General features: G+C 36.8%; 10 protein-coding genes and 1 pseudogene. 3 read left to right on the forward strand and 8 right to left on the reverse strand.

Annotated elements, in window-relative coordinates; all coding sequences use genetic code 11:
• The first annotated feature begins 95 nt into the window (after positions 1-95).
• Entirely contained in the window at positions 96-1,169 is a 1,074-nt protein-coding gene (locus AC1DG9_RS18630; RefSeq protein WP_172661107.1) for a PA0069 family radical SAM protein, read from the forward strand.
• Positions 1,170-1,173: 4 nt separating this feature from the next.
• Here the strand turns inward: AC1DG9_RS18630 and AC1DG9_RS18635 are convergent, their stop codons facing one another.
• The 6 genes and pseudogenes from AC1DG9_RS18635 to AC1DG9_RS18660 form a co-directional block, all read right to left on the reverse strand.
• Complete coding sequence (locus AC1DG9_RS18635; protein WP_172661108.1) at positions 1,174-2,112, reverse strand: hydroxypyruvate isomerase family protein; 939 nt, start codon at positions 2,110-2,112, stop codon at positions 1,174-1,176.
• A 39-nt stretch (positions 2,113-2,151) separates the two neighbouring features.
• Complete coding sequence (locus AC1DG9_RS18640) at positions 2,152-3,159, reverse strand: FAD:protein FMN transferase (protein WP_172661109.1); 1,008 nt, start codon at positions 3,157-3,159, stop codon at positions 2,152-2,154.
• Positions 3,160-3,173: 14 nt separating this feature from the next.
• The gene (locus AC1DG9_RS18645) at positions 3,174-4,499 is read right to left on the reverse strand and encodes a Gfo/Idh/MocA family protein (protein ID WP_172661110.1); all 1,326 of its coding nucleotides are present in this window, start codon (positions 4,497-4,499) and stop codon (positions 3,174-3,176) included.
• A gap of 42 nt (positions 4,500-4,541) precedes the next feature.
• On the reverse strand, positions 4,542-5,510 hold the full coding sequence (locus tag AC1DG9_RS18650) for a formylglycine-generating enzyme family protein (RefSeq protein ID WP_477635022.1): 969 nt from the start codon (positions 5,508-5,510) through the stop codon (positions 4,542-4,544).
• A gap of 211 nt (positions 5,511-5,721) precedes the next feature.
• A pseudogene (locus tag AC1DG9_RS18655) lies at positions 5,722-8,029 on the reverse strand (ATP-dependent Clp protease ATP-binding subunit).
• A gap of 366 nt (positions 8,030-8,395) precedes the next feature.
• Positions 8,396-9,550 carry a lactonase family protein gene (locus tag AC1DG9_RS18660; RefSeq protein ID WP_337717435.1) on the reverse strand — a complete coding sequence of 385 codons (1,155 nt, stop codon included), beginning with the start codon at positions 9,548-9,550 and terminating at the stop codon, positions 8,396-8,398.
• Positions 9,551-9,771: 221 nt separating this feature from the next.
• Here AC1DG9_RS18660 and AC1DG9_RS18665 point away from each other — a divergent pair, with 221 nt between their 5' ends.
• Complete coding sequence (locus AC1DG9_RS18665; protein WP_337717434.1) at positions 9,772-10,848, forward strand: sensor histidine kinase; 1,077 nt, start codon at positions 9,772-9,774, stop codon at positions 10,846-10,848.
• Complete coding sequence (locus AC1DG9_RS18670) at positions 10,845-11,606, forward strand: LytR/AlgR family response regulator transcription factor (protein ID WP_048907264.1); 762 nt, start codon at positions 10,845-10,847, stop codon at positions 11,604-11,606. The genes AC1DG9_RS18665 and AC1DG9_RS18670 overlap by 4 nt, the downstream gene beginning before the upstream one ends.
• Positions 11,607-11,702: 96 nt before the next feature.
• Here the strand turns inward: AC1DG9_RS18670 and AC1DG9_RS18675 are convergent, their stop codons facing one another.
• Complete coding sequence (locus tag AC1DG9_RS18675; protein WP_337717432.1) at positions 11,703-12,476, reverse strand: hypothetical protein; 774 nt, start codon at positions 12,474-12,476, stop codon at positions 11,703-11,705.
• Positions 12,477-13,212: 736 nt separating this feature from the next.
• Positions 13,213-15,527: TonB-dependent receptor (locus AC1DG9_RS18680; RefSeq protein WP_477635023.1), on the reverse strand; the 2,315-nt coding region annotated here is incomplete at its 5' end.

Here is a 15,527-nt window from a genome sequence, read left to right on the forward strand (position 1 = left end):
ATATACCTCTAAAGCGCAAATAAAGATTACATCCCATCACAAAATAGTGAATAACTTCTTTTCAAAGATACTAATATTTTTAGTAATTTTAACTAATGATATTAGACAAAGAAACACCCGACAATTACCACAAAGGAAGAGGGGCTCAGTTTAACCCTCATAATCGTTTTGCTAAAAATGATTATGTAAAGGAACATGATGAAGGAATTGACGAATGGGAAGAGGAGGATCAAAAGACCACTTTCATTTTTGGCAAATCAAAATCTATTGTAAACAAAGTAGATAGTCCTGATGTAGGCATGCTATACTCTCTAAATCCGTATCAGGGCTGTGAACACGGTTGCACCTATTGCTATGCAAGAAACGCGCATGAGTATTGGGGATTTAGCGCTGGATTAGATTTTGAACGCAAAATCATAGTAAAAACAGACGCTCCTATCCTGTTCAAAAAGTTTTTGGAGCGTAAAGGATGGGATGCATCTACTATTTCATTATCTGGCAATACAGACTGCTATCAACCCGCAGAAAGACGCTTCAAAATAACGCGTCAGCTTTTAGAAATTGCTTTGACCTATAAGCAACCCATCGGGATGATTACAAAAAATGCGCTCATACTTCGTGACCTGGATATTCTGCAGGAAATGGCTAAACTTAATTTGTGCATGGTATATGTTTCGATTAATAGCTTAAATGAAAAGCTCCGTTCAAAAATGGAACCGAGAACAACTACTGCCAAACAACGATTAAAAATAGTGGAAGAGCTAAGCAAAGCAGGAATTCCAATGGGCGTTATGGTTGCCCCGCTCGTTCCAGGTCTAAGCGATCATGAAATCCCTGTTATCCTAAAAACTATTGCCAATTGTGGGGCAATATCAGCGGGTTATACTGTGGTACGACTTAATGGCGCTATTGGAGGGATATTTGAAGACTGGCTGCGCAAAAACTACCCTGATCGCTTTGAGAAGGTGTGGCATATGATTCAGTCCTGTCACGGTGGAAATGTAAACGATAGCAGATTTGGAGATAGAATGAGGGGCGATGGCAATATCGCTCAGTTAATTAGAGATAACTTTAAACTTCATTGTCGGCTGAACCACCTAAACGAGAAAAAGATTGAGTTGAACCCTGGTTTGTTTAAAATCCCCAAAGCTCAACTCGATCTATTTTAAAACACTAAGAAAGAAAGTTGTCTTCTTCTCTATATGCTTGTATTACTCTAAGTTCACCTTCTTTTCCTGGTTTTGAATTACCATGTTCCATACCCATAACGCCTTTATACCCTTTTTCATAAAGGTGTTTGAATAAGTTCTTATAGTTAATCTCACCGGTTGTTGGTTCATTTCTTCCAGGATTATCACCTATTTGAATGTAGGCAATCTCATCCCAGCATCTATCAATGTTAACTATTAACTGCCCTTCAGTTTTCTGCATATGATAAATGTCATAAAGAATTTTACATGAAGGACTCTGCACTGCCTTACAAACAGCATAGGTTTCATGCGTTTGTTGTAAAAATAACTCAGGGGTATCACTTAAGGTCTCCAGTACCATTATTAAACCATGGGGTTCAAAAATTTCGGCACCAGCCCTCATAGCATCAACAACATTTGCAAATTGATTTCCATAAGGTAATTTGCGTTCGTAAAATCCCGGAACAACTGTTAACCATTTTGCATTACATCTTTTTGCAGCTTCTACAGACTTTTTACAGGTCTCTACGAATTTATCTTTAAACTCTTTTTTGCCTGTTGTTAACGATGTTTTCCAGTTATCCCCTCCATCAACAACAAAAACACCCATTCTCATGCCCAATTTGGCAAGCAGGTCTCCTATTTTTGTTTGTTCATCAACTGATCTTCCTAAATAGCCATTGTCCTCAATAGAACGAAAACCCTGATCATGCATAAATCTAATCTGATCCAGAAAGCTATCACCGGCATTATTCTTAAACATTCCCTGATGAGGAGCATAATCTAGATTAAAAGTTTTACCAGCCAAGGCTGAGCCTTGCCCCGTAGTAGTTTTGTCTGCAGCAAGTCCATTTATTGAAGACCCGGCCACAAGCGCACCAGTGGCGACAAAGCTATTTCTTAAAAATTCTATTCTGTTCATATTTTTGGTTTTTGGTTAGGTACTTTTTTTAACAATGGATTAGTTTATTATCATTTTTTTAAATCCCGCCGTAAGTGTATCGGCAACGCTTCCGTCCTTTCGGTGATAAATAATATACGCTTCCATATTTTTTTTGGTTGCAAAATCAAGTGCTTCATTAACATTCATAGCCATTATGGGGCTATCATAYCCATCGGCAGTAATAGCGTCCTTTGCATAAATTGTAACGCTTATCAATGCATTATCTAAAGGATAACCCGTTTTAGGGTCAATTAGGTGTGCAACCTTCCAGGAGCCTTTTTGCAAATATTTTCTATAATTACCCGCAGTAGTTATTGCTCCATCATTAATGCTGATAACATGCCTTACTTCAGGTTCGGCATTTGGTGAATTTGCAGGTCCTTCAATCCCTATATTCATTGATGTTCCATCAGGTTTCGGTCCTTTTATCCTTAGTTCGCCTCCTATTTCTACTACAAACGATGTGATTCCTTTGTTAATTAAATAATCAGCCACTACATCAACACTGTATCCCTGGGCAATTCCATTAAGATCTACATTTATACATGGCTTTTGTTTTTTAAGGAAATTACCTTTTAAACTAAGGTTATTCATGCCTACGCACTTCAGTAATTCCTTTACCCGAGCACTATCGGGGAATTTATCTATTGGCTTTGCACCAAAACCCCATGCTTGTACAAGAGGCTCAACAGTTACGTCAAATTTTCCTTTGGTAGCTTTATACACCTCAAAAGATTTTGCCATCACTTTAGCAAAATGTGGATCTAAAACAATCCCGTTCGAAGAAGCATTAAACTTATTGATCAAAGAATATGATTTGTATAGCGACATAGATGAATCGATAACCATAAGAATGCTATCTACATTACCCTTCGTTACAATGCTATCCCGAGCAAAATACTTAATGGAATAATCAGTTCCCTGAGCATAACCATGTATAGCATACTGTCGCAGATCTTCCTTCTTAAAAAGAAGAAAAATTTGCGACAGCAGCAATAAAATAAAAGCTTTATTTATAAAAAACATTACGTTAGTAACGTTTATATCACCTTAGTTTGCCCTGGTGTAGGAATTGGATACAATCCATTAGCATCAGGTAATAGTTTAGGTTTTGCAGTCCAGCTCAACTCATCAGGGAATAAACTGTTCTCTGCTTTTAAAGCATCATCCCATTTAATAGTTTTTCCAGAATAAGTTGCATAACGACCAATAATGGCTGTCATACAGCTTTTTGCACCACGTTCTGCATCCCAGAATTTATATTCACCCTTAGCAATAGCAGCAAAAAGCTCGTCGTGCTCAGTTTGATAAGGATTAGGGTTTACTTTTGAACTGTAGTTATAGATCAGTTTATTTTTAGTGTCATATAATCTTCCTTCGTTACCTGCAGATAAGAAAACACGACCTTTAGTTCCATGGAAGCTTTCATCAACACGGTTATCAATACCTTCAAAGTGGCGGCACTGACTGTTAATTACAGAACCATCTGCATAAGTTAATTCTACAGAGTGGTTATCATAAATCTCACCATAATCTTTTCCAGTTCTCCAGGCACGGCTGCCAGTACCTTGAACAGAAACCGGATAAGCATTTTTAACCCAATTCGCAATATCAATATTGTGTACGTGTTGCTCAACTATATGATCACCACATAACCAGTTAAAATAATACCAGTTACGCATTTGATATTCCATTTCAGTTTGGCTGGCTTCACGCGGTTTCACCCAAACGCCACCACTATTCCAATATACCTGACCACCAGTGATATCGCCTATAGCTCCATCCTGAATGCGTTTAATAACATCTCTATAGTTATTTTGATATCTGCGCTGCAGACCTACAACAACATTTAATTTTTTAGTTTTTGCAATTTCGGCAGCTGCTAAAACTTTACGGATACCTGGCGAGTCAACAGCCACTGGTTTTTCCATAAATATGTGCTTGCTCTGGTTAACTGCTTCTTCAAAGTGACTAGGTCTGAATCCTGGAGGAGTTGCTAACAAAACAACATCGGCCAGGGCTATTGCTTTTTTATAAGCATCAAAACCTACAAATCTACGTTCCTGAGGAACATCAACTTTGGCTCCAAATTTTTCAGAGATCTCTTTGTATGCACTTTCTAGTCTATCGCTAAAAGCATCAGCCATAGCTACCAACTTTAGGTTTTGCTTAGTACTTAATGCCTGAAAAGCGGCACCGGTACCACGACCGCCGCAACCAATTAATGCAATTTTGATGGTGTCATCTACAGATGAATGCGCTCCGCCGTTAGCAAAAGCAACTCCATTTAACATAACACCTCCGGCTACAAGAGCCGAAGTTTTTAAAAATTCGCGGCGTTTGTCGCGCAGTTCTTCATTGTTCATTGTAATTTAGGTTTATATATGGTTCTTAGTATGTTTGGTTTATTAGTAATCTTTAATAGGAGCCTTGCTATAATAAGCATCTATCTCTTCTTTTGATGGAGGTGTTACTGGTCTAACTAACCTCATTCCGACAAAAGGAGCTTCAGGAAACCACCAATTACTTTTTGGAATCTGAGGATCCAGCTGTTTCCAACTAGGGTCTGATGCTAATCGGGATGCAGAACGAGCATCTTTAGCTTCATCATTATATGCACCACCTCTAACTGCATTTGGATATAATTTTTCTGGAACGGCAACAGGATCATTTGCCTTATCACCTTTTACTGATGCATAAAAATCCGGCAGATATTGATCATAGGTCCATTCTGCAACGTTTCCATACATATCGTATAATCCCCATGCATTTGGCTTTTTCTGACCAACAACATGAGTTTTACCATCGCTATTTCCATTAAACCATGCATAATCACCTAATTTTGAACCGTCGTTTCCGAAAGAATATTCGGTAACAGAACCTGCGCGGCAAGCGTATTCCCATTCAGCTTCAGTAGGAAGTCTGTAAAAAACGCCTGTCCTGGCATAAAGCCATTTACAATACTGAATAGCATTATAATGAGTCATAGCAAGTGCAGGTTGCCCCTCTTTACCCATTCCGAAAGTCATATCCAGATACGGTTTTGTAGGTCTTGTTATTGCATCAACATTTTTTGGAATTGGAGCAGTACTATGTGCTGCTTCGTAATCCTTATATAAAAATGGCTCGTAATTATCCCASATCACTTCKTAGGTACTCATCCAAAATGGGGCAACTTTCACTTTGTGAACCGGCTGTTCATCAGCATTCCCCTTTTTACTTCCCATCATAAATTCACCACCGGGAATAGCAACCATATCGAACGACAACTTTGTGCCTTCCAATTGTTGTTTATAAGATTCGGGTTTCTCCTGTGCCAGAGTAGTTTGAATAGCAAGAAATGCTAAGGGCACTAACAATGATAATTTCACTTTCATTTATAAAATTTTGATACAACAAATATTTTAACCTAACCTATTTATTCTCTAAAATAGAGGCAATAATTGATAAACCAAAATCTGCACCCATATAATTTCATAAAATGTGTAATATAAACACTAAGTCAACCTCAGAAAATGAAAATCAATGTAAAAGAAAACGCCTGTCAGATGTTCATCTAACAGGCGTTTTATAGTCACAGGTGGTAGTTTATTCTACACTTCCCTCTTCTTTTTTCTTTTTCTTACCCGGACTTTTATTTTCTACAACAATAACATCTCCTTCTTTATCATAATCGATTTCCAAAGTGTCTCCATCATGAATATCTCCTTTAAGGATTTCTTCAGCAATTGGATCTTCAAGATATTTTTGTATTGCACGTTTAAGAGGTCTGGCTCCAAAGGCAGAATCAAAACCTTTATCAGCAATAAACTCTTTTGCTTTCTCTGTTAATTTAACTTCGTAACCTAAATTATGTACGCGGCCAAATAATGATTTCAATTCTATATCAATGATTTTGAATATCTCTTCTTTTCCTAAAGAATTGAAAACAACCACATCATCAACACGGTTAAGAAACTCAGGAGCAAATGCACGTTTCAATGCAGTTTCGATAACGCCCCTTGAGTGCGCATCAACCTGGTTCACTTTAGCTGAAGTAGAGAAACCTACCCCTTGTCCGAAATCTTTTAGCTGACGGGCACCGATGTTAGAAGTCATAATGATAATGGTATTTCTAAAATCCACTTTACGACCTAAACTATCTGTAAGCTGTCCTTCATCAAGCACCTGCAATAAGATGTTGAATACATCAGGGTGAGCTTTTTCAATCTCATCCAAAAGAATTACGGCATAAGGTTTACGTCTAACTTTTTCAGTTAACTGACCACCTTCTTCATAACCCACATATCCCGGAGGCGCGCCCACTAAACGTGATACCGCAAATTTCTCCATGTACTCACTCATATCAATTTGAATTAGTGAATCATCACTATCAAACATAAAACGAGCAAGTTMCTTAGCTAATTCAGTTTTACCAACACCCGTTGGACCTAAGAAAATAAATGAACCAATTGGTTTTTTAGGATCTTTTAATCCGGCTCTGGTACGTTGAATTGCTTTAGTCAGTTTTTTAATGGCATCATCCTGACCAATAATTTTCTGTCCAACAGTCTCGTACATATTCAATAGCTTAACGCTATCAGTTTGTCCTACACGTTGTAACGGAATACCAGTCATCATAGAAACAACCTCAGCAACGTTATCTTCCGTAACGGTATAACGTTTAGTTTTAGTTTCATTCTCCCATTCAGCCTTAGCACGATCCAACTCCTCTAAAAGATTTTTTTCAGTATCTCTTAATTTAGCTGCTTCTTCGTATTTCTGACTTTTTACAACTTAATATCTCGATAGTTTCATCAGGCGTAGCAGGCTCAATCATTACCTTTTGGAAACGACGATCCAATGCACCATCTTTTTCTATATACTGACGGTATTCATCAAGTGTTGTAGCACCAATACATTGTATTTMGCCCCTGGCCAATGCAGGTTTAAACATGTTCGATGCATCCAGTGAACCAGAAGCACCACCTGCACCTACAATTGTATGAATCTCATCAATAAACAAAATTACATCTGTAGATTTTTCAAGCTCGTTCATCACAGCTTTCATACGTTCTTCAAACTGCCCGCGGTATTTAGTACCTGCAACCAAAGAAGCAAGGTCTAAAGTAACCACACGTTTGTTGAAAAGAACTCTTGATACCTTGCGTTGAACAATTCTCAAGGCCAATCCTTCGGCGATAGCTGATTTACCAACACCCGGCTCACCAATTAAAATTGGATTATTTTTTTTACGACGCGATAAGATCTGAGACACACGCTCAATTTCTTTTTCACGACCAACAATCGGGTCTAGTCTTCCTTCCTCAGCAGCTTTTGTTAAATCTCTTCCAAAATTATCCAAAACCGGGGTCTTAGATTTTATGTCAGAAACTTTTTTAGGGCTGCTAAAGCTCTCTTCCTCACGATAATCTTCATCACCGCCTGTTGATGCACTATTTTGAGTTTCGTCTTTGAATCCGTTTTTATTCACTTCAACCTCCTGTTTAAAGATTTCGTAATTAACGTTGTATTGTAATAAAATCTGCGACGCAATATTATCATCATCACGAAGGATAGACAACAATAAATGCTCGGTTCCTATCAAATCGCTTTTAAAGATTTTTGCCTCCAGATATGTTATCTTAAGAACCTTTTCAGCTTGTTTGGTTAAAGGAATGTTGCCCAGATTTACTGTTACACTTGAGGTACCTCTTACGGAATCCTCAATTGAGCGGCGAAGTTTTGAAGTATCAACTCCTAATGATTTCAATATCTTAATAGCCATACCATCGCCTTCGCGAATAAGGCCTAACAAAAGATGTTCTGCGCCTATGTAATCGTGACCTAATCTCAGGGCTTCTTCCCTGCTAAAAGAAATCACGTCTTTTACTTGTGGAGAAAATTTAGCTTCCATATATACCTTTCTAAAATCCGGAATGCTCTAAACTATAAAAATTGTTTAATAAAAAGCATCCCTGATTTTTTTATTTTATCAACAATTACGCCATTGACTATTAATTAGATGTTGGAACTGCCGTAATTTCATAAATGTTACCAATCTTTGACTAATTCATTTACGCATAATTTTCAATACTTCCACATATATCTATAGGCCAGAAACGCTTAATTAACTGTTTTAAACATATTCAGATCACTTTGTCGTATAAATGTAATGATTTTTATGGAATAATATCACCTGTCAAAAGTGGATATTATCAATAAAAAAACTACCAAAATGGCAGACCTTTGCCAGATCAAATAAAATGACGACCCAACCATCCTATTCAGCTGGAACCAACTTTAAGCATACAGGCTGCCCAACGTCTATTTTAACAGATGTTCCTGTCAATTTTCCGGTTGCTTTGTTTATTTTATAAACCGAAACATTATTGGCATCTTGGGCTGCAACCAGCATGAAATTGCCAGACGGCGTTATCACAAAGTTTCTTGGCGTCTTATCAACATTGTATCGTTCAACAAATGTTAACCTACCATTCTTTCTATTGATAGCATAAGCTACTATATTATTGGCATTACCTCTGTTTGATGCATACAAAAACAAGCCATTGGGCGATACATGTATATCTGCAGCACTATTTTCAGTAAAGGCTTCTGGCATCATATTAACACTTTGTAAAAACGTTAACTTCCCATTATTACAGCTGTATACATTAACAATCGCTGTCATTTCCTGCACAAGGTAAAGGTATTTTTGATCAGGAGAGAAATCCATATGACGAGGACCATTACCAGGTTGTACACTTTCAAAGGCAGGTCCGGCAGGCGTTAAAGGCATTTTTTTGCTACTATCGTAATTATAAATGTTTATCTTATCTGTTCCAAGGTCAGCATAAAACAGTATTTTCTCATTTTTTGATAATAGCGCCGAGTGTACATGCGGCCCCTCCTGTCTTAATTTATTCGCACTCCCTCCCTCATCCTGTATCGTTTGCGATGCCTGCGCTAAAGAGCCATCGCCATTTATGGGCAAAACAGTTAAACTACCACTCCCATAATTAGACACAAATACATTTTTACCATCCCTATCTATAGCAACATGGGCTGGCCCCACGCCTGAGGACGATTGCTTATTGATAAATTCCAGCTTACCAGTTGAACGATCAAATTTAAATGAACTTACCTCTCCTACTTTGTTCGAATTAACCGCATAAACAAACTTAAGATCATTGCTTACTGTTAAAAAAGCAGGATTTTCTACACCATCGATCTGGTTTAAATAGGTCATTTTACCACTTTCGTCATCAAATCGATAAACCAATATACCCTTGCTTTCATTAGTCCGGGTATAAGTACCAATCAGCAGATCAAATGTTTTAGAGGAAGTAATTGTTTTCTGAGAAAGGCCAATAAGAGGCAATAACAACATAGCCAGAAATGGGACAGCCTGTTTTCTGCATTTTTTGAAACAATTCATTTACTTAATTTTACTTCTATATGTGAAGTTGGTTATCTAAAAACTGGTTAATGTAAACATATAAAAAATCTTTGACAGGTGTTTTCTTATCTTTGCTCTAAATAGGGCTCAAATGTGTCCTTTTTCCACTAAAAAAATGAATCTTTCATTTCTCCATATGGGCGGTACCTCCAACATGTCTTCAAAACTTTGTGAATAATCAGGAGAAAATATCTAACACAATGAAAAGGATTAAAACGAAGGCTTTGTTGGTGCTGGTTTTCACTTTTATGGGCTCGTATGCAACTTTATTTATTATACTTCCATATTCCTATTGGAAAGAGTATGCCGACATGTCTGTTTCCAGATTAATAATAGACCTTCTAATAAACCTAGCATTTTGTGTGGTCATGTTAGAGCTAAGTTTATTCATAGACAGAATATTGAATAAAAAAATCCCATGGATGGTTCATCCCTTAAAACGGCTATTGACCCAAACACTCTTTCAAATTCTGGGTGTGCTACTCCTTATCATCTGTCTATCATTAATTTATCTGATAATCGTGGGACCTGCTGGCACTCAATCTCCACACATTGGTTTAAGACAAACATTGTACTCCATTATTTCAATTGTACTATGGGCCTTAATAATCAGTGCACTAAATACTGGCAATTTTTTATTAAATAATTGGAAAGCTACTACTATAAAGGCAGCTGAATTTGAGGTAAAGGCAGCCCAAAACAAGCAATTAGCGGCCGAAATAGAGTTGCAGGCTCTTAAATTACAACTTGATCCACATTTTGTTTTCAATAATCTTAGCGTGCTTTCGGAATTAATATTGAAGGACCAGCAATTAGGATATGAGTATACAGAGAATTTCGCGAAAGTTTACCGCTATCTGTTAATCAACTCGAAGAAAAAACTAATCTCCCTAGGCGAAGAACTCAAATTCCTTGATGCTTATCTTTTTCTCATAAACAATCGAATGGGAGGAGGAAGTATATTTCGGATTGACATTGATGAGTCAAAGCTTGATTTGCTAGTCCCCCCTGTTACGCTTCAACTGTTTATTGAAAATGCCATAAAGCATAATCGTACCGAAGAAGAAAATCCTTTGATTATTAACATATATACAAATAACAATGACGAGCTCATAGTTTCTAATACAATATTGCCATTAATTAATAAACCTCATTCTACAGGTATGGGTTTGAAAAACATAATTGATCGCTATGCCTTATTAGGAGATAAAAAACCTATTATAGAGACAAACGACAAAACTTTTACAATAAAAGTACCTCTTATCAAATGGATATGATAAAGAAGATATTGATTCTGGAAGATGAAAAACTTAATTCAGATCGAGTACAAAGATTATTACTCAAAATAAGACCAGAATTTGAAATTCTTGGCATTTTGACCAGTGTTAAAAAGACTGTGGATTGGCTTGCGGATAATGCGAGTCCTGACCTGATACTAATGGATATACAATTGGCAGATGGTGTAAGTTTCGAAGTCTTTAAATTGGCGGATGTAAAATGCCCGGTAATTTTTACAACAGCCTATGACGAATATGCTGTCCAGGCATTTAAATATAATAGTATAGACTACTTGCTGAAGCCGATTGATAAGGATCAGCTCGAAGCTGCCATTATAAAATTTGAGAACTCAATACAGAGATCATACCAGCAATCCCCTTTGATAGAAGAATTACTAAGCCAAATCCGACCGAAAGAATACAGATCGCGTTTCTTTCTTCCATATCGAGATGGTTATAGAAAAATTAATGTGGAGGATATCGCCTTCTTTTATTCTCATTTGAACATTAATTATGCAAATCTTTTTAATGGTGAAAAAGTTGTCGTCCCTCAGACCCTCGAAGCGTTGGAACAAGAATTAGAACCTAAAAATTTCTTTAGAATAAACCGCCAGTATATTGTTCATGTCAATTCAATTGAAAAAGTCCACAACTTTTTCAACGGTAAGTTAAAGCTCAAAGTGAAGAATAGTACAGACGATGATATCCTAGTGAGCAGGACAAAAGCACCTTTATTTAAAATGTGGTTAGATTACTAATAAGTAATAAATGCCTGATGGACCCTATATAAGTTTATAAGGACCCATCAGGTCATGATATTAAATTTTACCTTTCGACAGGGTTTAATACACCAATTATTTTTTAGTATAGTTTGAGTATTCCGTAATTGTCTGTACAGTAACTTCCTGTCCAATGAATTTAGCTAACATATTGAGTTCCTGGCTTACAGGCAGATAACGTTTCGATTGGTCATTTTTAGTATATTTTATGACCAGATCAAATTTTTCAGCATTAAGAATCTTGATTCTTACAGGCTTTTCATTAATCACTTGTACCTGCTCAATTTTCTTGGTTTTGAGATTGATTGTCATATAAGATCTACAGTCTTTCATAAAAGCAGCATCCTTTGGAATAGAAGCCTGATCTATTTTGTAGCTTATCATCAGGTAGTCTGCTGATTCCTTCTCAACCTTGTAACTTGATTCGTCTGTCTGGGTAGACTTTACCTCTTTGCTTTGATTTTTACGGAAGGTATTAATATCTCCTTTAGAAGGCGATTTCCCGTCTACGGAAACTACAGTCCATTGTTCTTCCTTTGGGCCAGACGGATCATATTTAGCTATGGTTACTATTTGCTTGCCTGCAGTTACCGTTGTCTGTTTGAAGTCAAAGGCAAAGTCCTCAGGCTGTTGAATATTGTCGGCATTGAGGATACTGGCATCAATATTATATTTAGAAAGAGCACTCAATACAGCTGATTTTTGAGCAGAAACTGTTAGTGAGCATGTTACCAAAAGAAAAAGAGCTATAAGCGTCTTTTTCCTACGACTTTGTAATTCAAATTTTGTTTTTTTGTTACCGGCTTCCTTAAGAACGGTTATCTCATTTTGATCTTTAATGTTTTTCATTTTTCTTCTATTATTATTTTGGTGATGTAAAATTACAGGCAGCTAAAGCTTGGCATTTGAACTTATTGAGTGAAGTAGCAAAAATATCTGCTGAATTGTCGATCTGACGTATTGAACTGATGAGCGTTTAATGGAGAGATTAACGTTTCTTCACGTTTTCTACACATATCATTATATTGAATATCAAATACACCACTTTTTTAGTGGCTTTCCTTTCTTATCTTTGCAGTAAACATAGGGTTCTGTAAAATTTAATAAAAAAGCCTATCTAATACACGAAATAACAAGCATGGACGAAAAAATAATATTCTAAAATTTTTGACAGCTAAATAAAAATGCGGCCCCAAGCATATTCAAGCGATTTCTCAGCTTGATTTTTTTTTAAATTCTATCCTTAATATACTCATTTATCCCCGAATTGTCCCTGTTTTCAAAAAATGAACTTCATATAATTTCCTTTAAGTATCAACAAAACTGGATTCTTAGCAGATTAGAATTCTGTACAGATTATGGTGATTTTAACTTAAAGTACAATTTAAGTTCTAGAAAAGTTGATAAAAAAGATGACTCTAAAAGTGCTGCCACTAAGCATTTGTAATTAATTTAATGCATCATACAAAGTTAGTGTCTATGTACTTGGAAATTATAAATCTGACTTTTGAGTGTAATTTTTGAAAACTCCCTAAAATTCACAATATTTATTGCAAAGCTCTATTATACCTCATCCATTATTATTTTAATTCGCACGTAGTTTTTCATCTTCTGAACCGGATTTACGCTTAGTTTGAAGTCCGGAATTTCCAAATCTATAAGTAAAGCTCAAAGACACCTGGCGCGTATTGTCTAGAACATTAAAGGTTTCATTATATCCCTCATAACGGGCAATCCCTCTTGTTTTGAGCTTATAGAACACATCTGTGGCATTAAGTTTTAAGCTGGCTTTTTTTGCAAGAAATTGCTTTTGAAAACCCGCTCCCACTGCCCAAACAGGCAAGAAATTAAAAGATCCATCTTGCTCACGTGAAGTGTAATTGGCGGAAAATTCTGCCGAAAAGCTGGGCGTTAAGATAAATGTATTGTTACTATTAAACTTATAAGTCACTATTGAGTTGTCAAGATTTGAATTCGATACTGCACCATTAAATTTCGAATAAAACAATATTGCATTGTTATAGCTCTGAAACCACTTCCCAAATTTAACTGGGGCCGAAAAGTCAATTCCATAATAATCCTTGACCGCCAGGTTACGGTCAGTGAGTATAACCATCTCAGGCTTTGATGGATCTTGATAAATAAAGGGAATTATATTATTGAGCGTTCGTCTGAATGCATATCGAAAGCTGTACTTTTCAGATATGGTATGACTCAACTCTAGTGCATAAGTAATTTGAGGCAGTAGATTGGGATTTCCAGACTGTGATGTTGTTTCATTCAGGTAGACACGGAATGGGTTTAACTGCCTGTAACTTGGTCTGTCGATTCTTTTACTGAAGGAAAGTCCAATCTGTTGGGATTCTGACAGCTTGTAATCGATCGTGGTATTAGGAAAAAGCTGTGTGTAGCTTCTTTTATTATTCACATTGCCAATCATTTGAACGGTATTTGTGTTTGTATTTTCCGCCCGTAGGCCCAACTGAATATCAAGACGTTTTGCACTACGATTAATACTTATATAGCCAGAATTGATATTCTCTTTATAGATGAAATGATTGCTTAATGTTACATCCTTTATATTCTGACCGGTACTTCTGTCAAAAAAGGAAACATCATTATCTGAGGTGACGTAGCTTGATTTAATCCCAGTTTCTATCTTATTTAAAAAGCCCTTTGAAGGCAGGACGTAATCTGCTTTTGTGGTAAATATCTGCAGTTTTCCATATAAATCCCCGTAAAGTAAATATGGCACTTTTAAAGGTGCGCCAGAAGGTAAAAAACTAGACGTTTTGTTGTCTTGTAGATTATCAGTTAGGTAAGAAGCGTAATCAACATCAGCGTTCAGTGAAGCTCCTGATATTGAGTGTTTATATCGATAGTTGATATTGGCCGATGGATTTCTTCGGCTGAAATCTCCGCCACCAGTAGTAGCTGAGGTTGAGCTTAAATTGCCAGCAGTATTATAACTGTGACTTTGACTGGTTATCATGCGAGAGTTATCATTGGTATAAAGCTTCCCAGCAAGCCCCAGGGTTGAGGAAGGCGAAATTTTATAGTCAACCCCTACTTGCGCAACATGAATGGCAGCTTGCACTTTAAAGTTGTTATCGTAATTAATTAAAGAAGAACGCATACCAGCTTGAAAGAACTCCCTCTTGAGCATAATATCTTGAAAATCGGTTCTGTTCAAATAGTTATATCCCGCAGAGAGGGATAATTTCTGATTCAGGTAACTTACATCAAATCCTCCTCCGGTTCTCGCGTAGATACCTTGGTTAAAGTTACCGACAATACTCCCATAGGTACCTTTTCTGTTTTCTTTTTTTGTGCGAATATCAATAACACCGGCGTTTCCTGAGGCGTCATACTTTGCCGAAGGGTTTGCCATCAGCTCGATTTTATCAACCTGATCAGATGGAATGGCCTTTAAAAAAGTGGCAAGATCATCTCCGCTTAAGGGTTGAAGCTTTCCATCTATCATCACCATTACCCCTTGTTTTCCGCGAAGCTTAATGTTACCATTTCCATCAACACTAACTCCTGGAGATTTCTGTAGCACTTCGAGAACGGTAGTTCCGGCAGCGTTAATGCTTGATGCCACATTAATAATTGTTTTTCCGGCCTTTTGCTCGACCTGTGGTTTAATGAAACTTATTGCAACCTCTCCAAGATTATTACTTATAGGTTCCACTTTTACTACACCAAGGTCTATATGCTTATTCAGAATGACATCTATCTGCAGGGGCTTATAGACTATGCTCTTTACAACAATAGTATATTGTCCTTTGGGAATGGCCTTAAAAACAAATATGCCCAAAGAATCACTCAGTACCTGTTTTAAAACTACTTTTGTGTCTTTGTGGAGTAACTGAATACCTAGTTGAGAATCTATTATTG

The organism is Pedobacter sp. 05L430 (assembly GCF_056397585.1).

Excerpts from the sequence above, each read along its gene's own strand:
- AC1DG9_RS18670 (WP_048907264.1), top strand. The coding sequence starts at position 10,845 with ATGATAAAGAAGATATTGATTCTGGAAGATGAAAAACTTAATTCAGAT.
- AC1DG9_RS18645 (WP_172661110.1), bottom strand. The coding sequence starts at position 4,499 with ATGAACAATGAAGAACTGCGCGACAAACGCCGCGAATTTTTAAAAACT.
- AC1DG9_RS18660 (WP_337717435.1), bottom strand. The coding sequence starts at position 9,550 with ATGAATTGTTTCAAAAAATGCAGAAAACAGGCTGTCCCATTTCTGGCT.
- AC1DG9_RS18665 (WP_337717434.1), top strand. The coding sequence starts at position 9,772 with ATGAAAAGGATTAAAACGAAGGCTTTGTTGGTGCTGGTTTTCACTTTT.
- AC1DG9_RS18635 (WP_172661108.1), bottom strand. The coding sequence starts at position 2,112 with ATGAACAGAATAGAATTTTTAAGAAATAGCTTTGTCGCCACTGGTGCG.
- AC1DG9_RS18630 (WP_172661107.1), top strand. The coding sequence starts at position 96 with ATGATATTAGACAAAGAAACACCCGACAATTACCACAAAGGAAGAGGG.
- AC1DG9_RS18675 (WP_337717432.1), bottom strand. The coding sequence starts at position 12,476 with ATGAAAAACATTAAAGATCAAAATGAGATAACCGTTCTTAAGGAAGCC.